The organism is Archangium lipolyticum (assembly GCF_024623785.1).
In the GTDB taxonomy this organism is placed as follows: domain Bacteria; phylum Myxococcota; class Myxococcia; order Myxococcales; family Myxococcaceae; genus Archangium; species Archangium lipolyticum.
Map to the genome: position 1 here is coordinate 132,877 of NZ_JANKBZ010000004.1, position 15,816 is coordinate 148,692.

A 15,816-nucleotide genomic window follows, 5' to 3' on the forward strand; every position below is an offset into this window, starting at 1 on the left:
TTGAAGCTCCCCCCGTGCCTGAAGCCCGGACGCTACCTCATTTCATTTGGGGGCCCTACTGCATGGGTCTGGCCGCCTTTCCGCCCGCACCCGGGGTGGAAAATGGTGGGCGGGGTGACTGGAACACCCGCAGCAGGAAGAAGAGGGACGGGAAGATGAGGGCTCCCCCCACCGCGAGCGCCACCAGGAGGGCCCGCTGGGTGGCCACGTTCGCCGCCGCGCCCTGGAGGGTGACGTCCGGCACCACGAGGTAGGGGTACTGGGAGACCGCCCACCCCGAGACGATGAGGCCCACCTGTGCCGCCGCCGCCACGCGCGCCGGCCAGAAGTGTCGGGTGAGCAACAGTCCGAAGGCCAGCACCGCCGCCACCGCCGTGGCCGCGTGCAGCCCCAACGCGAAGGGAGAGCCCGTCAGCCCCGACCACACCCGGGGTGCCCCACCCCGCGCCAGCAGCAGCACGCCGAAGGCCGCGAGGAACACCGCCACGCCCGCGCCCAGCGCCCGCCGCCGGAAGTCCTCCTGGAGCGCGGGCTCGCGCGTCTCCGCCGTGAGGTACACCGCCGCCAGGAAGGCGAAGAGGCACAGCGCCAGCACGCCCACCGCCAGCGCGAAGGGCGACAGCCACGCGGAGAGGAAGCCGCTCACCACGGCGAGCCCCTCCACCTGGATGTCTCCGCTCACCATCGCGCCCACGCACATCCCCAGTAGCAGGGGCGCCAGCACGCTCGCCACGCTGAAGACGAGCCCCCAGCGCCGCTGCACCTTGTCCCCCCGCGCGTCGTAGGTGCGGAAGGTGAAGGCCGTACCCCGGAAGACGATGCCCAGCAGCAGCAGCGTCAGCGGCACGTGCAGCGCCACCGACAGCACCGCGAAGGCCCTCGGGAAGACGCCGAAGAGGATGACCACGCCGATGATGAGCCAGACGTGGTTCACCTCCCACACCGGCCCGAGTGCCCTGGCGATGAGCGCCCGCTGTTCCGCCTTCCGGGGCCCCGAGGCCAGCAGGTCCCACACCCCGCCGCCGAAGTCCGCGCCTCCGAAGAGCGCGTAGAGGACGAAGCTGCCCACCAGCGCTCCGCCCAGCAACCACAGCTCAGTGGACATGGGCCACCTCCGAGGGGGGCGCGCGGCCCGGCAGCGTGCCCGCCACCTGCCGCACCAGGAGGAACACCACCATCGCCCCCAGGAAGAGATAGACGAGCGTGAACGTCCAGAAGGGTACCGCCAGGTGCGTCACCGGCGTCACCGCGTCCGCCGTGCGCATCACCCCGCGGATGATCCACGGCTGGCGTCCCCACTCGGTGACGAGCCACCCCGCCTCCATCGCCACCACCCCGAGCGGTCCACACAGCAGCCAGCCCCACAGCACCCGCCGGCCCTCGGGCCACGCCTTGTGCCGCCAGCGCAGGAAGAGCGTCACCACCGCCAGCAGCGCCATCAGCCCTCCCGTGCCCACCATGACCTGGAAGGCCAGGTGCACCTTGAGCACCGGCGGCCACTCGTCACGAGGGAAGTCGTTCAGGCCCTTCACCTCCGCGTCCGGATCCCGGAACGCCAGGATCGACAGCCCCTTGGGTATCTCGATGGCGTAGGGCGTGGTACCCGTCTCCACGTCCGGCAGCCCGCCCACGCTCAGGGGCGCGCCCCGCTGCGTCTCGAAGAGGCCCTCCGCCGCCGCCAGCTTCACCGGCTGCGCATGGGCGATGTGCTCCGCCTCCAGGTCTCCCGCGAAGGGCTGCAGCAGCGCGGTGACGCACGCGAGCGGCAGCGCCACGGAGAGCGCCTTGCGGTGGAAGGCGGCTCCCGGGTGCCGCAGCAGCACGAAGGCGTGGATGCCCGCCATGGCGAAGGCGCTGGCCTGGTAACACGCGAGCAGCGTGTGCAGGACCTGATAGGCCCAGCCCGGGCTGAACATCGCCGCCACCGGATCCACGTTCACCGGCCCGCCCGCCGTGGGCGTGAAGCCCGCCGGGTGGTTCATGAAGGCGTTCACCAGCGTGACGAAGAAGGCGCTCGCCGCGCCGCTCACCGCCACCATCACCCCCGAGAAGAGGTGCAGCCCCGCCGGTATCCGCTCCCTCCCGTACAGATAGATGCCGAGGAACACCGCCTCGGTGAAGAAGGCCGTCCCCTCCAGCGCGAAGGGCAGCCCTATCACTTCTCCGTATGTCCCCATGAACGCGGGCCACAGCAGCCCCAGCTCGAAGGACAGCACCGTGCCGCTCACCGCCCCCACCGCGAAGAGGATGGCCGTGCCCTTCGCCAGCTTCTTGCTGAGCTCCACGTAGTCCGCGTCGCCCGTCCTCCGGGCCTTCACGTCACTGAGCACCATCAACAGGGGCAGCGCGATACCCGCGGCCGCGAAGATGATGTGAAAGGCGAGGGACAGCCCCATCTGGGCACGCGCGTAGAGCAGATCCATGACGTAGATGAGTCTGCTTTATGCGCTAATTTCTCGCAATCAACGATTCTTATCCATGTCACCAGCAGTGAACACGGCACGCCCCGTCGCCGGAGCATGCCGTATCCGCCGTCTGGCCCCGGACACTACGCGTGGGCCGGGGAGTGGTTGATGCGCAGCCCGAGGCGCTTCTTGCCTTCCGGGGCCTGCTGCGGCTCCGGGGAGGGAGGCACCAGCGTCTTCACTGCGCTCTTCGCCAGGGCCGAGGCCAGCGTGGAGGCGAAGATGAGGACGAGCTTGCGGCCGAGCTCGAAGCCGATGGGCCGCTCCTCGGCTTGCGAGGCCAGCCGGTCCGGATGCTCCCAGGCCCGCCGCAGCGCCTGGCGGCGGTGCTTCCACAGCAGCTCCTCGCGGTGGCGCGCCTTCCACCAGGAGTAACCCATGCTCATGACCAGCAACCCCAGCGCGACGCCGCCCGCCTTGATCAACACATCGCGGTTCTTCTCGACCGCGTGGCGCACCTGGTAGCGCACGTCCATGGCGCGCTCGCGGCGCCGGTCCAGCTCCTCGAGGGTGAGGAGCAGTTCGTCGCGCAGCCGGTCCGCCGTCTTCTCCACCTTCTCGCGCTCGTCCATGCCGGCGGTGATGTGCCCGCCGCCCTTTTCCTGCTCGCTCATTGCAGTGTCTCCCGGGTGCGGGCGATGTCCGTCTTCAACCGTTCCTGGGTGTGGGACAGGGGCTTCTTCGGCAGCCGCCTGGCGCCCGCGAATGCCAGGCCTCCCGCGAGCAGCACCAGGAAGACGCCCACCAACAGCACGCCGAGCCACTGGGCCAGCGGCAGCGCCAGGCCCGCCGCCACGAGGAGGGCCGCCAGGCCCACGAGCCCCAGCACGGCACCGGCGCCCAGGAGGATGCCGGAGGTGCGCGCCGCCTTCACCTCTTCCCGCAGCTCCTTCTTCGCGTGCAGCACCTCGGCGCGCGCCAGCAGCCGCGCTTCCTCGATGGCATGGCGGATGAGCTCCGCCGTGGACAGGGACTCCAGTTGTCTGCGCTCCAGACGCTCCGATTCGAGTTCCACGTCTCCGCCTCCCGGGGCATCCGGCGGGCCCACCCCGTGGTACCGGGTGCCACCCGCTCTCTCGCGGAAGGTGGGAGCGGAGACATTCCTGGGGAAGTCCGTCCGCCGGAACACGGCGATGCCCGGCCGCCTCCTTGGAAGCGAGCGAGCGGCCAGGGGCCCGGTGGGTCAGCGGCGGCGCTTCTGCTGGGCCAGCGCGGTGGCGAGCGTCTCGCGCACCTGCCTCGCCTGGAAGAGCCGGTCCGCCGCGTCCAGCAGCGTGTCCGCGTACAGCACGTTCTTGCGCAACCGGGCCGGGAGGATGGCCGTGCCCAGGTGCGCGCCCAGCAGCGCGCCCGTGCAGGCGGCGGCCACGTCCGCCTCGCCTCCGCAGCGCAGCGTCAGCTCCACCGCCTGCCGGAAGTCGTGCGGCACCTTCAAGGTCGCGTACAGCGCCGTGAGCAGCACCGGCACCACGTGCGGCGGCAGCCCGTCCACGCCCCGCAGCTGGCTGGGCGGGACGCTCACCTTGCGCAGCTGCCCCAGCGCCCGCGCCGTGTCCCACGTCAGCAACCGTGGCAGGTGCCGCAGCTCCTCGGCCAGCTCCTTGTCATGCGCCGCCGCGGAGAGTGCCAGCTCCTCGCAGAACGCCGCGGGCGTGAGGGGCTCCTTCGTCGTCAGCCCCAGCGCCACCGCCTGCGCGAAGGCCGCCGCCGCCGCCGCGCACGTCGGGTCCTTGTGCGTCAGCACCGACAGCACGCCCGCGTCGTGGCGGATGCGCACCTTGCTCTTGCTCTCGAAGAGGCCCACCACCACCGCGCGGCTCAGCACCGAGTGGCACTTCACTCCCAGCGGCGCCCCCGCGCTCATCCACGGCGTGCCCTGCGCCAGCTTCTGCAGCGCCTCGGACAGATGCTTGGGCGGCTGGAGGATGATGCCCTCCTGCCACAGCCACGCCAGGTGCGCCGCCGCGCTGCGCCCCTCCACCTTCCCCTCGCGGATGACGCTCTCGGCCGCGGCCAGCATCAGCTGCGTGTCATCCGAGAACTGGCCCTTGGCGAACTTCCCCCGAGGCCGAGGCGCGAAGTCCTCCGCCAGTCCAGGCAGGCGCGCGAGACTCGCCGGAGGGATGCCCCGCAGGGGAAAGCCCAGGGCATCCCCAATGGCGAGTCCCAGGAACGCGGCGTGGAACCTGTCCTGGCGCTCGGCGGGTGTCAGCGACATGGGGAGCGGCAAGATAACCGAGCCACGTCCCGTGACCAGCACCGACTTTCATCCACAGTGAGATCTCCCCGTGCCCACGCACGGGTTGGGTGGAGGACGCGCTCCCACCACAAGATCCGGAGCGACTACTCGTCGCGGCCGAGGTTGACAACCGCCTGCAGTCTGGCCAGTACCGCCTCGGCGCCCTGGTGCAGGTGCACGCCATCCCAGAGCGCCGGTGTGCTGTGTCCACCACGCTCTCGCCAATCCGCCTCCGCTTCTGGAAAGGCGACATTGCGGAAGCGCACCCGGTCCTCGAGCGCGTAGTCCACCACGTAACGGCGCGCCGCCGCCGAGGGAGGATCCGCGATGAGGTGGAAGAGCTCCAACACGGGCGACGTCACGGGAGGACCCTCAACCGACCCCGGCATCCGCCGTGGGCTTGAGGAAATAGGCGGACAGCTTGCGCGGGCTGCGGCGCAGGACGTCCTCCAGCGTGTACTTGTCCAACGAGGACTGGAAGGCGCGCGTGGCCTCGTTGAGTATGCCGATGAGCCCGCAGGCCGGGACGATGGGGCACTTGTTCGTCTCGGGATCGAAGCACTCCACCACGTGGAAGTCCGGCTCCATGCGGCGCACCACATCTCCCACGGAGATCTCCGACGGGGGCCGCGCGAGGATCACCCCTCCCGCGCGCCCCGGCCGCACCTCCACGAAGCCATGCCGGCCCAGGCCCTGCATCACCCGGACGAGGTGGTGCTTGGAGATGCCATAGGCGTCGCTCACCTCGCCCGTGGAGACCACCCTGTCGGGGTTGGACGCCAGGTACAGCAGCACGCGCAGCGCGTAGTCAGCGTGAAGGGTCAGATGCACTCGTCGTCACCCCTATGCCCACCTGCGGCGGAGGTGTACTCGGAAGGAACGCATCCGCATGGATCTCCTTGAGCGACAGTCCGGCGAGGAAGAGCTTCTTCCTCAGGGATAGCACCAGGTCCGGGTTGCCGCACAGCCAGGCGCGCCAGCCGGCCGGCCGGGGGCATGCATCCTTGATGAGCGCATCGAGCGCACCGACGGAGACGCCCACCCGTTCCGGCCCTCTCAGAACACAAGGCCGGTACTGCAACTGGGGGTGACGGGACTGCAAGGCGCGCAGCTCGTCCACGAGGTACAGCCCGGAGGCATCGACGGCACCGTGGAAGAGCCAGATGGGACCGGTGTGTCCCTGAGCCAGCGCGTCCCGGACGATACCGTACAGCGGCGCCAGACCCGTGCCCGACCCCGCCAGCAACAACGGTTGCTCCGGCCGCCCCGGCACGTAGAAGCATTCACCCGCGGGTCCTTGGAGCTCCACCGGATCTCCCGGCCGGGCCTCGTCGAAGAGCCACCCGCTCATGCGGCCTCCGGAAATCCGACGGACGTGGAGCTCCAACGTGTCCTCGTGCGGCTGGCTCGCGAGTGAGTAGCTGCGGGCCAGGCCATCGGCTCGAAGCAGGGACACGTACTGGCCGGCCCGGTACTCGAAGCCTCCCTCGGGGCGCAGCCGCACGCACAGCACGCTGTCGCTCAGACGCTCCAGCGAGGCGATGCGCGCGGACACCCGCAGGTCCGCGCCGGCGCTCGCCACCTCGAGCTCGGAGTCCGGACGGCACGCACACGCGAGGAAGTAGCCCTGGGCCTTCAGCGTCTCCTTCAGCCCCACCTGCGCCTTGGCCGGCACGTCTCCGCGCTCGGCCCGCATCAGACAGGACTGGCAGGCCCCCGCCCTGCACGAGTGCGGCACCGCCACGCCCCCCCGCAGCAGTCCGTCGAGCACCGACTCGCCCTCATCCAGCCCGTACCACTGGCCCTCGTGCTTCACCCTCGTCATGTGCGTGCCCTCCCCCCGGCTCTTCAGCGGTTGAGCACGTCCGCGCGAGCGCCCTCGGCGATCTTCAGCACCTGCTCCACCAGCGGCGCAGGCACACCCAGCTCCGTCAGCGTCGCGCCCAGGTGCTCCGCCACCGCGTTGAAGTGCGTGTCGTTCAGCCCCTGCTTCACCAGGTGCGCGTGCCCCTTGCGCATGTCCTTGCCCGAGTAGGAGACAGGGCCTCCGCACACCATCGTGAGGAACGCCTTCTGCTTCGCCGCCTGGCGCTCCATGTCCACGTCCTCGAAGAAGTGGCTGATGCGCTCGTCCGACAGCACCTTCCGGTAGAAGAGCTCCACCGCCGCGCTCATCGCCGGCTCTCCGCCAATCTGCTCGTACAGGCTGGACGGCTTCTTCTCCGCGACGCTGTTCTGCATGTGCCCCTCTCCCCTGGCCTTCTTGGGCCGCCATATTGATGCATTTCATATGCATCTTTAAAGGTGCATATGTGATGCACCTTTTTTGACGCAGCGTCAAGTCGCCCCCCAGGGTCGGGGAGTGGAAGTGGGGCCCAGAAACGCGAAGAGGGCATCCCAGGACCCGAACACGGGACCCGAGATACCCTCACCCCAGCCCTCTCCCAGCGGGAGAGGGTGGGTAGTCATGCGTTTGCGGAGTTAGCGCAGCGAGGCCGCGCTCATGCGCGCCGTCTCGCGGCGCACCGTCGCCTGCTCGATGTCGAAACGCACGTCGTCCGCCGACATGCCCTTGAGCCGCTCGGCGGCCTCCTGCATCCGGCGCCGCGCCGCCTCCACGTCGATGCCCGTCACCGACTCGGCCACGTCCGCCAGCACCAGCACCTTGTCGTTGCTCACCTCGACGAAGCCGCCCGCCACGAAGTAGTACTCGCGCCGCCCGCCGTCGATGAGCGTCAGCGGCCCCGGCTCCATCAGCGACAGGAACGGCGTGTGGCCCGGCCTCACGCCGAACAGGCCCTTGCCACCGGGGACGATCGCCTCGTCCGCCTGCACCGACAGGATGCGCTTCTCGGGGGTCACAATCTCGACCGTCAGCTTGGCCATGGGCTTCCGTGCTCCCTGGGTACCGCTTTTTCAGAAGGTCAGCTGGTGGGTCTTGCCGCCCACCGTCTCGAACTCGATGCGCCCGGCGTCCGTCAGGCGCGGGCCCTTGCCCGGAACCCCGAGCACGCCCTCCAACCACTTGAGGTGCTGCGCCATCTGCCGCACCTCGGGCAACTCGCGCGAGCCCACGAACTCCAGCAGGCGCCGCTCCTGCACCTGGCCCCGGCGGGTATACTGCGCCGCCACGGCCGTATTGGCCCACGCGGGTATCTTCCTGTTCTTCTTGCCGGCTAGCTTCACCGTGCCCTTGGGCGCCAGCGGGTAGAGCACCCACACCCGCTCCCCGTCATTGGAGACGAAGTACAGGTCGTCCACCCCGCCCACGCACTCCGCCAGCGTCCAGACGGGCCCGCTCTCCTTCGACACCTCCAGCGTGCACTGCCCGGGGTTCTTCTCCACCAGGCGCACACTGAAGGTACCGTTGGCGCTCACCCGCGTACGGCTGGAGCGCTCCGCGGCGGACACCGGGAGCGCCACCAGCAACAGCACCAGGACGAGGACGGATCGCAGCACGCTGACGACCTCCCGGCGCGGTACGGCCGACTAGGCCGCCGCCATCTTACGGGCCTTCTCCAGCGCCTCGTCGATGCCGCCCACCATGTAGAACGCCGACTCGGGGATGTCGTCGTGCTTGCCGTCGCAGATCTCCTTGAAGCCCTGGATGGTGTCCTGGAGCTTCACGTACTTGCCCGGGGCGCCGGTGAACACCGTGGCCACGAAGAAGGGCTGCGAGAGGAAGCGCTGGATCTTCCGGGCGCGCGCCACCACCAGCTTGTCGTCCTCGGACAGCTCGTCCATGCCGAGGATGGCGATGATGTCCTGCAGCTCCTTGTAGCGCTGGAGCACGCCCTGGACGCGGCGGGCCACCGTGTAGTGCTCCTGGCCCACGACGTCCGGCGACAGGATGCGGCTGGTGGAGTCGAGCGGATCCACGGCCGGGTAGATGCCCAGCTCGGAGATGGCGCGGTTGAGCACCGTCGTCGCGTCCAGGTGGGCGAACGCGGTGGCGGGCGCCGGGTCCGTCAGGTCGTCGGCGGGCACGTAGATGGCCTGCACCGAGGTGACCGAGCCCTTGGTGGTGGAGGTGATGCGCTCCTGCAGACCGCCCATCTCCGTGGCCAGCGTGGGCTGGTAACCCACGGCGCTCGGGATGCGGCCCAGGAGGGCGGACACCTCGGAACCGGCCTGGGTGAACCGGAAGATGTTGTCGATGAAGAGGAGCACGTCACGCCCCTCGACGTCGCGGAAGTACTCCGCGATGGTCAGGGCGGTGAGGGCCACGCGGGCGCGGGCGCCGGGCGGCTCGTTCATCTGCCCGTACACCAGCACCACCTGGCTCTCCTCCAGGTTGTCGATCTTGATGACCTTGGAGTCCTGCATCTCGTGATACAGGTCGTTGCCCTCGCGGGTGCGCTCGCCCACGCCGGCGAACACGGAGAAGCCACCGCGCTCCACGGCCACGTTGCGGATGAGCTCCTGCAGGAGCACCGTCTTGCCCACGCCGGCGCCGCCGAACAGGCCGATCTTCCCGCCACGGGTGTAGGGGGCCAGCAGGTCGATGACCTTGATGCCCGTCTCGAACATCTGGACGCGCACGTCCTGCTCGGTGAACGGGGGCGGCTGGCGGTGGATGGGCCAGGTCTCCTTGGCGGCCACGGGGCCCTTCTCGTCCACCGGATCGCCGGTCACGTTGAGGATGCGGCCCAGGGTGGCCTTGCCCACCGGCGCCTGGATGGGCGCGCCCGTGTTCGTCACCGGCTGGCCACGGCCGATACCGTCCGTGGAGTCCATGGCGATGCAGCGCACGGTGTTCTCACCCAGGTGCTGCGCCACCTCGATGGTGAGGTTGTTCTGCCCCGCGCTGATGTTGGGGTTGGTCACCTTGAGGGCGGTGAACACCTCGGGGAGCCCACCGGGCGGGAACTCCACGTCGACCACAGGACCGAGAACCTGGGTCACCTTACCTACCGTCGGAACTTGAGCGCTCATGGAATGTCTTCCGTCCCTCGTCGAATTTGTGGCCCGGGGGATGGGCGGGCCCCCTCTACAGGTGGCCTCCCCCAGGGGTCAAGCTTCGCGGCCCTTCGGCCAGAAGCGGAACTTCTACTTCAGAGCCTCGGCACCGGACACGATCTCCATCAGCTCCTTGGTGATGACGGCCTGGCGCGTGCGGTTGTACGTGAGCGACAGGGCGGCGATCATGTCCGTGGCGTTGCTGGTGGCGTTTTCCATAGCGCTCATGCGCGCGCCGTGCTCGCTGGCGACGCTCTCCAGCAGGGAGCGGTACAGCTTGATGGATACCGCCTGGGGCACCAGCCGATCGAGCACGTCCTGGCGGCCCGGCTCGTACTTGAAGTCCACCAGCGCCGGGGTGGCCGTCTCCGGAGCGGCCTGGACGGCCTTGGGGGCCTCCACCGACAGCGTCTGCAGCGGCAGCAGCTGGGCCACCGTCACCTTCTGGCTGATGGCGGACAGGAACTCGTTGTAGATGACGTAGACGGCGTCCACCTCGCCCTTGAGGAAGCGGGCGCTCATCTCCTCGGCCACCTGGGAGGCGTGGAGGTAGTCCAGCCGCTGGTAGAGCTGGCCGAAGTCCTTGCGCATCTTCTGGCCGCGCTGGCGGAAGAAGTCGTTGCCCTTGCGGCCGACGGTGGACACCTCGACGTCCATGCCGCTGTTCTCGTAGAGGAAGCGGCTGGCGCGACGGATGACGTTGGAGTTGAAGCCACCGGCCAGACCGCGGTCCGAGGTCAGCAGCAGCAGCTCCACCTTGCGCACCGGGCGCGAGGTGAGCAGCGGGTGCGCCAGGCCCTCGCCCTGGGAGCGCGTCACCAGGTCGGAGATGATCTGGTCCAGCATCTGCGCGTAGGGCCGGGCGGCGATGATGGCGTCCTGCGCCTTGCGCAGCTTCGCGGCGGCCACCATCTTCATCGCCTTGGTGATCTGCCGCGTGTTCTTCACCGAGCGGATGCGCTTGCGAATGTCGCGAAGGGACGCCATGGGGCCACCAACTCCTCTGGAAACGCGGACCTGAGCACCCCCGCGGGGGGGCGGGGTCCGGACGCGGCCCCCTATATAGGGCGGTGTGCCAGCCGGTCAACCGTGGCCTTCCACTAAAGAGGCCTCACGGGCCCCGGAGTGGGGTATGGCGTCCAGGCGGACACGCCGCGCGCCCGGGGATGCCGACCCGGGACCCGGGAACTAGCCTTCAAGGGCAGGCCCACACCTCACCGGAGCTCTGACCCATGGCCTCGCTGCGCGGCCCGGTACTCATCGTGGAGGACGACCCCGACATCCGCGAGTCGCTCCAACACTTCCTGGAGTCCCATGGCTATCCGGTGCGATCAGCGAGTCACGGGAAGGAGGCGCTCGAGATGATGGCGCGCGCCCCCCGGCCCGCCATGGTGGTGCTGGACATGTCCCTGCCCGTCATGGACGGCCACCGGCTGCTCACCACCCGGCGGGGGGATGACACCCTGCGCTCCATTCCCGTCGTCATCCTCTCGGCGTCCATGGCGAGGATGAGTCCGAGGGACCGGGCCCTGTACGCCTCCAGCTATGGGGTCGCCTCCTTCCTGGGCAAGCCGGCGGACCCCCGGCAGGTGCTGGAGGCGGTGGAGCGGCACGCGCAACGGGCCGAGGACACCAACGCGGGTGTCCCCGTGTGAGCAACCAGGCGGGGAATCGGTTCCCCACCGGAGGCGAGGGGACGAGAATGGGCCTCCCGGTGGTTGGGCCGGGGTCCATGGGGAGAGGCAAGGCGAGTCAGGTACGCAGGTGGGCGCTGGCGCTGCTGGCCATGGGGCTGGCGGTGACGCTGGGCGTGTGGGCGGCTTCCCTCTATGTGGAGAAGCGCTACGCGGACCGGATCCTCCCCCGTGCCGAGGCGCCCCAGAAGCCGGTGGCCATCGTGTACGGAGCGGGGCTCGCCCCCGGGGGGGTGCCCTCGCCGGTACTGGCCCAGCGGCTGGACGCGGCCATCGCCCTCTACCGCGAGGGCAAGGTGGACACGCTGCTGCTCAGCGGGGACAACTCGGACCGCTTCCACGACGAGACGCGGGCCATGCTGCACTACGTGCTGGAGCGGGGCATCCCGGCCTCCGCGGTACAGGAGGACGACGCGGGCCTGTCCACCTACGACAGCTCCGTGCGGGCGCACACCGTCTTCGGGGTGCGCGAGGCGGTGCTCGTCACCCAGCGCTTCCACCTGACGCGTGCCCTCTACATCGCCAACTCGGTGGGCATCGACGCCTGGGGGGTGGCCGCGGACGAGGGGCGGCCACGCACCCGCCGCTATGCCCTGCGTGAGACGCTCTCCCGGGTGCTGGCCCTGTGCATGGTGATGGCCGGGGCGGAGCCCCGCTACCCCTCCGGCCGGACGCTGGCCGGGTCGCGCTGAGCCACCTGACAGGCGAGCAACCTCGCCCTGTTGCGTGGAATCCACCCGGTTCGCACCGTTGGCTGGAGCAGCCAACCCGGCGTGCTCGGAGGAAGAGCCATGCGATTCAAGGACCTCGGAGCCGAGGACGTGGGTGAGTCGGAATCCTTGCGGAATCGGGACCCCGTCACCGGCCAGGAGCACATCAACTTCACGGACCAGGAGCTCACCGCGACCCCTCCGCTGGAGGACTCGCCGGACTACCGGGACATCCTTCCGGATCAGATCCACGAGTTCCGCCGCGGCGAGGGAGAGGACGAGGAGGAGCAGGCGGAGATCACCGCCCGGCCGAGGGAGCCGCTGCGGCCCCTGCCTCCGAACGATCTACCCGAAGGGTAGACGAGGGACGGTTCCTTGGAGACACGGACCCGACGCTCCGCGCCGCTGACGCCCCGAGTGGTGTGGATGGTGGCGCTGAACGTGCTGGCGCTGGTGGCCGTGCTGTGGCTGGTGGCCACGGTGTGGACGGTGCTGTCATGGATGCTGGTGGCCCTCTTCCTGGCGCTGGCGGCGAACCCGCTGGTGCGCTGGCTGGAGCAGAGGGGGCTGCGGCGAGGCCTGGCCGTGCTGGCGGTGTCCCTGTTGGGACTGGGCCTGGTGACGGCGCTGGTGATGACGCTGGTGCCGATGTTCATCGAGCAGGGACGCGCGCTCATCCGCGCGGCCCCGGACTACATCGAGCGCTTGCAGCAGCACCGGTGGGTGAGGACGCTCGACGATCGCTACGACATCATCGACCGGATCTCCCAGGAGCTGCGCCGGCGGATTGGAATGGCCCCGGGGCCGGTGCTCGGGATGGTGACGGACATCCTGCGGGACGTGGCGGCCGCGGTGACCATCGCCGTGCTGACGATCTTCTACCTGCTGTTCGGAGCGGACCTGTTCGACAAGGCGCTACAGTGGGTGGAGCCGTCGCGACGTGAGCACTGGCGGTCCCTGGGCCACGAGATGCACCGCACGGTGGGCGGCTACGTGGCCGGAGCGTTCTTCGTCTCGCTCGTCGGCGGGGTGGTGACGGCGGTGTTCACCCTGCTGCTGGGTGTGCCCTACTTCCTGCCACTGGGGTTGGCCATGGCGGTGCTGGGACTCATCCCCTTCGTGGGCTCCGCCCTGGGCGCCCTGCTGGTGGCGGGGACGACGTTCGCCTCGGTGGGAACGAAGCAGGGCCTCATCGCGCTGGCGGTGTTCCTCATCTACCAGCAGGTGGAGGGCAACCTGCTGCAGCCGCTCGTCCAGCGCCGGACCCTGAAGATGAACCCGCTGCTCATCGCCCTGGTGATGCTGGTGGGCACGAGCCTGACGGGGCTCGTCGGCGCGCTGCTGGCGCTACCGATCGCGGGCGCGGTCCAGGTGCTGCTCCAGGACCGGCTGTCGCAACTGCGCAAGCAGTGGAGCACGAACAGCAACGGGGCGACGCGCATCATCCTCGCCCCCGAGGCCCGGAAACTCCACGACGAGCCCCCCACCGAGCCGCCCGCCGTCCATCACTGAGCCCTACCCCGGAGCCCCGGTCCTCCGTGCGAAGGGAAGGACCAGGGCAACGAGGCTCAGCGCCGGCCGCGCGCGGCCCCTCGCTTGACGGCCGTCCGGGTATTCGCGGCCTTCTTCGCGGGGGACTTCTTCGCCGCCGCCTTCTTCGCTGGAGCCCTCGCGGCCACCTTCTTCGCCGCCGCCTTCTTCGCGGGGGCCTTCTTCGCCGCCGCCTTCTTCGCGGGGGCCTTCTTCGCCGCCGCCTTCTTCGCGGGGGCCTTCTTCGCCGCCACCTTCTTCGCCGCCACCTTCTTCGCCGCCACCTTCTTCGCGGGGGCCTTCGCCGCCGCCTTCTTCGCCGGAGCCTTCGCGGCTACCTTCTTCGCGGGGGCCTTCTTCGCCGCGCCCTTTCCGGCAGCGGGAGGCGTGGCCCGCACAGCCGTATTCTTCGCGACGGTCTTCACCACGGCGGCTGCCTTCTTCACGGCCTTCCGGGCAGGAGCAGCAACGGGCGCGACCTGGGCCTCGGTGGCCGATTGCTGGAGCTGCTCCACGCGGCGCCTGGCGGCGGCGACCACGGGCTTCCGCAATTCCTCCTCGGCCTCCTCCTCGTCAGCCTCGGTCTCGAGTTCCTCCTCGGCCTCGACCTCTTCTTCCTCGTCAGCCTCGGCCTCTTCCTCGTCAGCCTCGGCCTCTTCGCCGGCCTGCTCCTCTTCCGCCGTGGCCTCCAGTTCCCCGGGTTCGGCCTCCAGTTCCTCGGCCTCGGTCTCATCCTCCTCGGCTTCGGCGCCCTCCTCCTCGGCCTCTTCCTCCTCGGCCTCTTCCTCCTCGTCAGCCTCGGCCTCTTCCTCCTCGGCCTCCTCCTCGTCAGCCCCGGCCTCTTCCTCCTCGGCCTCTTCCTCCTCGTCAGCCCCGGCCTCTTCCCCCTCGGCCTCCTCCTCCTCGTCAGCCCCGGCCCGGGTCTTCACCTGCTCGCCCTTCTCTCCGTCCTCGTATTCCACGTGGAGGTCGGTCAGCGCGCCCTGCACCGCGGAGAGGGCCCGGGCGAAGGTCCTGTCACCGAACTCCTCCACCTCGGCGGGAGGCACGAGCACCTCGAGCATGCTCTGCAACGAGCGGTACAGCCGCAGCTCGCGCTTCTCCGTCTCCCAGGTGCCGTAGATCCAATCATCGTCCGAAAGCGTCTCCGCCCAGCTCGGGAGCGGGCTGTCGGCCTGCTCCACCATGGCGGACTTGCGCGCGGCGAACATCTGACGGTGCGGACCCTTCACCCCGATGCGCCAGAGGCCGGCGGCGGGCAGGCTCTCCAGCTTCAGCCGCGACTTCTCCAGCACGCTGGGCGCGCCCTCGGGGCCATGCAGCGGGAAGAGGTGGACCTCCCCCTGGAACTCACCGCCATCGAACGCCCGGTACAGCGCGCCGAGCTCCTCGGGGAATGGCACCCCGCACTCGGTCTCCGCCCGCCGGACGTCCTCGTGTCCCACTCCGGCCGCCACCCGCTTCGCTGACTTCTGAAGTCCCTCCAGCCACTCGAACATGTCCCCTCCACATCGAAGGGCCCCAACTTATGGCGCGCGGGGCCTGCTGCGCAGTGCGCCTCGTCGGATATTGTGCACGGCACCGGCCCGTGCGGGCAGCCTCTTTCCGCACCCGCGAGCCGCTGATCCCGTATCGACTCAACCCGCGGGAACACCCATCCACATCCCATTCTGGAGCCCCACCATGCACCGCCTCCTCATCCCCCTCCTCCTGATCCTGACCGCCTGTGGTGGCGGTCACGAAAGCACCGTCACCTATCAGGTGAACCTCAAGCCCGGCGATGTGACGGGCAGCACCATCGCCAAGGACCTGCGCGTGGACCCCGACGATGCTCAGTGGAAGACCTTTCTGTCCCAGGCCCAATCCACCCTGGGCGAGGCCCCCACGCGCTTCGAGGTGACGGGCGCGCGCATCCAGCTGGATGCCACGAAGTCGAAGAACGTGGGCATGCTGCAGGACGTGCTCTCCGGCGACGTGGTGGCCTTCCTGCGCGCCAGCGAGACCGGTGCCCAGGTGGAGGTCGCCGAGACGCGTGACCCCCGGGGCAGCGCCCAGGTCACCATGGACCCGACCGGCGGCTCGCTCGAGACGCTGGAGACCAACCTGGCCCGGAGCGACTTCCGGCTCGGGCTGCGCGGGGGCACCACCCGGACGGCCTCTGGCGACTTCGAGGCCACCATCATCCTCTCCCTGGACGTCACCGCCCGCTAGGCCCCCGT

19 protein-coding genes are annotated in these 15,816 nt (G+C 69.7%); 5 read left to right on the forward strand and 14 right to left on the reverse strand.

The genetic code is table 11. The features are described 5' to 3' along the window. Positions 1–55 precede the first annotated feature (55 nt). The 13 genes from NR810_RS10680 to atpG form a co-directional block, all read right to left on the reverse strand. The gene (locus NR810_RS10680; protein ID WP_257450973.1) at positions 56–1,105 is read right to left on the reverse strand and encodes a cytochrome d ubiquinol oxidase subunit II; all 1,050 of its coding nucleotides are present in this window, start codon (positions 1,103–1,105) and stop codon (positions 56–58) included. Further along, complete coding sequence (locus NR810_RS10685) at positions 1,095–2,423, reverse strand: cytochrome ubiquinol oxidase subunit I (RefSeq protein WP_257450976.1); 1,329 nt, start codon at positions 2,421–2,423, stop codon at positions 1,095–1,097. Before NR810_RS10685 ends, NR810_RS10680 begins: the two co-directional genes overlap by 11 nt. A 125-nt stretch (positions 2,424–2,548) precedes the next feature. After that, on the reverse strand, positions 2,549–3,079 hold the full coding sequence (locus NR810_RS10690) for a hypothetical protein (RefSeq protein ID WP_257450978.1): 531 nt from the start codon (positions 3,077–3,079) through the stop codon (positions 2,549–2,551). Continuing rightward, the gene (locus NR810_RS10695; RefSeq protein ID WP_257450980.1) at positions 3,076–3,480 is read right to left on the reverse strand and encodes a phage holin family protein; all 405 of its coding nucleotides are present in this window, start codon (positions 3,478–3,480) and stop codon (positions 3,076–3,078) included. Before NR810_RS10695 ends, NR810_RS10690 begins: the two co-directional genes overlap by 4 nt. 168 nt (positions 3,481–3,648) lie before the next feature. Continuing rightward, positions 3,649–4,683, reverse strand: a complete 1,035-nt coding sequence (locus tag NR810_RS10700; RefSeq protein WP_257450982.1) for an ADP-ribosylglycohydrolase family protein — start codon at positions 4,681–4,683, stop codon at positions 3,649–3,651. 125 nt (positions 4,684–4,808) lie between these two features. Then, positions 4,809–5,066, reverse strand: a complete 258-nt coding sequence (locus tag NR810_RS10705) for a hypothetical protein (RefSeq protein WP_257450984.1) — start codon at positions 5,064–5,066, stop codon at positions 4,809–4,811. A 10-nt stretch (positions 5,067–5,076) separates the two neighbouring features. Then, complete coding sequence (locus tag NR810_RS10710; protein ID WP_257450986.1) at positions 5,077–5,535, reverse strand: RrF2 family transcriptional regulator; 459 nt, start codon at positions 5,533–5,535, stop codon at positions 5,077–5,079. After that, positions 5,513–6,529, reverse strand: coding sequence for a 2Fe-2S iron-sulfur cluster-binding protein (locus tag NR810_RS10715; RefSeq protein ID WP_257450988.1), 1,017 nt, complete (start codon positions 6,527–6,529; stop codon positions 5,513–5,515). The genes NR810_RS10710 and NR810_RS10715 overlap by 23 nt, the downstream gene beginning before the upstream one ends. 23 nt (positions 6,530–6,552) lie before the next feature. Beyond that, positions 6,553–6,945 (reverse strand): group I truncated hemoglobin, encoded by a 393-nt coding sequence (locus tag NR810_RS10720; protein WP_257450990.1) that lies wholly within the window; start codon positions 6,943–6,945, stop codon positions 6,553–6,555. A 240-nt stretch (positions 6,946–7,185) separates the two neighbouring features. Further along, a complete protein-coding gene (locus NR810_RS10725) occupies positions 7,186–7,590 on the reverse strand; it encodes a F0F1 ATP synthase subunit epsilon (RefSeq protein ID WP_257450992.1) in 405 nt (134 codons plus the stop codon). Positions 7,591–7,620: 30 nt separating this feature from the next. Further along, positions 7,621–8,163, reverse strand: a complete 543-nt coding sequence (locus tag NR810_RS10730; RefSeq protein WP_257450994.1) for a hypothetical protein — start codon at positions 8,161–8,163, stop codon at positions 7,621–7,623. A gap of 30 nt (positions 8,164–8,193) precedes the next feature. Next, positions 8,194–9,639, reverse strand: a complete 1,446-nt coding sequence (atpD, locus tag NR810_RS10735; protein WP_257450996.1) for a F0F1 ATP synthase subunit beta — start codon at positions 9,637–9,639, stop codon at positions 8,194–8,196. Positions 9,640–9,753: 114 nt separating this feature from the next. After that, the gene (atpG, locus tag NR810_RS10740; protein WP_257450998.1) at positions 9,754–10,650 is read right to left on the reverse strand and encodes an ATP synthase F1 subunit gamma; all 897 of its coding nucleotides are present in this window, start codon (positions 10,648–10,650) and stop codon (positions 9,754–9,756) included. A gap of 245 nt (positions 10,651–10,895) precedes the next feature. On the opposite strand from atpG, the gene NR810_RS10745 reads away from it, so the two are divergent. From NR810_RS10745 to NR810_RS10760, 4 genes are all read left to right on the forward strand, one after another. Further along, entirely contained in the window at positions 10,896–11,318 is a 423-nt protein-coding gene (locus NR810_RS10745; protein WP_257451000.1) for a response regulator, read from the forward strand. 77 nt (positions 11,319–11,395) lie between these two features. Further along, entirely contained in the window at positions 11,396–12,049 is a 654-nt protein-coding gene (locus tag NR810_RS10750) for a SanA/YdcF family protein (RefSeq protein WP_257451002.1), read from the forward strand. A gap of 99 nt (positions 12,050–12,148) precedes the next feature. After that, entirely contained in the window at positions 12,149–12,427 is a 279-nt protein-coding gene (locus NR810_RS10755) for a hypothetical protein (RefSeq protein WP_257451004.1), read from the forward strand. Positions 12,428–12,442: 15 nt separating this feature from the next. Beyond that, positions 12,443–13,579 carry an AI-2E family transporter gene (locus NR810_RS10760; RefSeq protein ID WP_306818070.1) on the forward strand — a complete coding sequence of 379 codons (1,137 nt, stop codon included), beginning with the start codon at positions 12,443–12,445 and terminating at the stop codon, positions 13,577–13,579. A gap of 56 nt (positions 13,580–13,635) precedes the next feature. On the opposite strand, the gene NR810_RS10765 is transcribed toward NR810_RS10760, so the two are convergent. Then, a complete protein-coding gene (locus NR810_RS10765) occupies positions 13,636–15,096 on the reverse strand; it encodes an SMI1/KNR4 family protein (RefSeq protein ID WP_257451006.1) in 1,461 nt (486 codons plus the stop codon). Between the two features lie 184 nt (positions 15,097–15,280). Here NR810_RS10765 and NR810_RS10770 point away from each other — a divergent pair, with 184 nt between their 5' ends. Beyond that, a complete protein-coding gene (locus tag NR810_RS10770) occupies positions 15,281–15,808 on the forward strand; it encodes a hypothetical protein (RefSeq protein ID WP_257451008.1) in 528 nt (175 codons plus the stop codon). The last annotated feature ends 8 nt before the right edge of the window (positions 15,809–15,816 follow it).

Excerpts from the sequence above, each read along its gene's own strand:
- NR810_RS10715 (WP_257450988.1), bottom strand. The coding sequence starts at position 6,529 with ATGACGAGGGTGAAGCACGAGGGCCAGTGGTACGGGCTGGATGAGGGC.
- NR810_RS10745 (WP_257451000.1), top strand. The coding sequence starts at position 10,896 with ATGGCCTCGCTGCGCGGCCCGGTACTCATCGTGGAGGACGACCCCGAC.
- NR810_RS10770 (WP_257451008.1), top strand. The coding sequence starts at position 15,281 with ATGCACCGCCTCCTCATCCCCCTCCTCCTGATCCTGACCGCCTGTGGT.
- NR810_RS10720 (WP_257450990.1), bottom strand. The coding sequence starts at position 6,945 with ATGCAGAACAGCGTCGCGGAGAAGAAGCCGTCCAGCCTGTACGAGCAG.
- atpG (WP_257450998.1), bottom strand. The coding sequence starts at position 10,650 with ATGGCGTCCCTTCGCGACATTCGCAAGCGCATCCGCTCGGTGAAGAAC.
- NR810_RS10700 (WP_257450982.1), bottom strand. The coding sequence starts at position 4,683 with ATGTCGCTGACACCCGCCGAGCGCCAGGACAGGTTCCACGCCGCGTTC.
- NR810_RS10725 (WP_257450992.1), bottom strand. The coding sequence starts at position 7,590 with ATGGCCAAGCTGACGGTCGAGATTGTGACCCCCGAGAAGCGCATCCTG.
- NR810_RS10690 (WP_257450978.1), bottom strand. The coding sequence starts at position 3,079 with ATGAGCGAGCAGGAAAAGGGCGGCGGGCACATCACCGCCGGCATGGAC.
- NR810_RS10765 (WP_257451006.1), bottom strand. The coding sequence starts at position 15,096 with ATGTTCGAGTGGCTGGAGGGACTTCAGAAGTCAGCGAAGCGGGTGGCG.
- NR810_RS10680 (WP_257450973.1), bottom strand. The coding sequence starts at position 1,105 with ATGTCCACTGAGCTGTGGTTGCTGGGCGGAGCGCTGGTGGGCAGCTTC.
- NR810_RS10750 (WP_257451002.1), top strand. The coding sequence starts at position 11,396 with ATGGGGAGAGGCAAGGCGAGTCAGGTACGCAGGTGGGCGCTGGCGCTG.
- atpD (WP_257450996.1), bottom strand. The coding sequence starts at position 9,639 with ATGAGCGCTCAAGTTCCGACGGTAGGTAAGGTGACCCAGGTTCTCGGT.
- NR810_RS10755 (WP_257451004.1), top strand. The coding sequence starts at position 12,149 with ATGCGATTCAAGGACCTCGGAGCCGAGGACGTGGGTGAGTCGGAATCC.
- NR810_RS10685 (WP_257450976.1), bottom strand. The coding sequence starts at position 2,423 with ATGGATCTGCTCTACGCGCGTGCCCAGATGGGGCTGTCCCTCGCCTTT.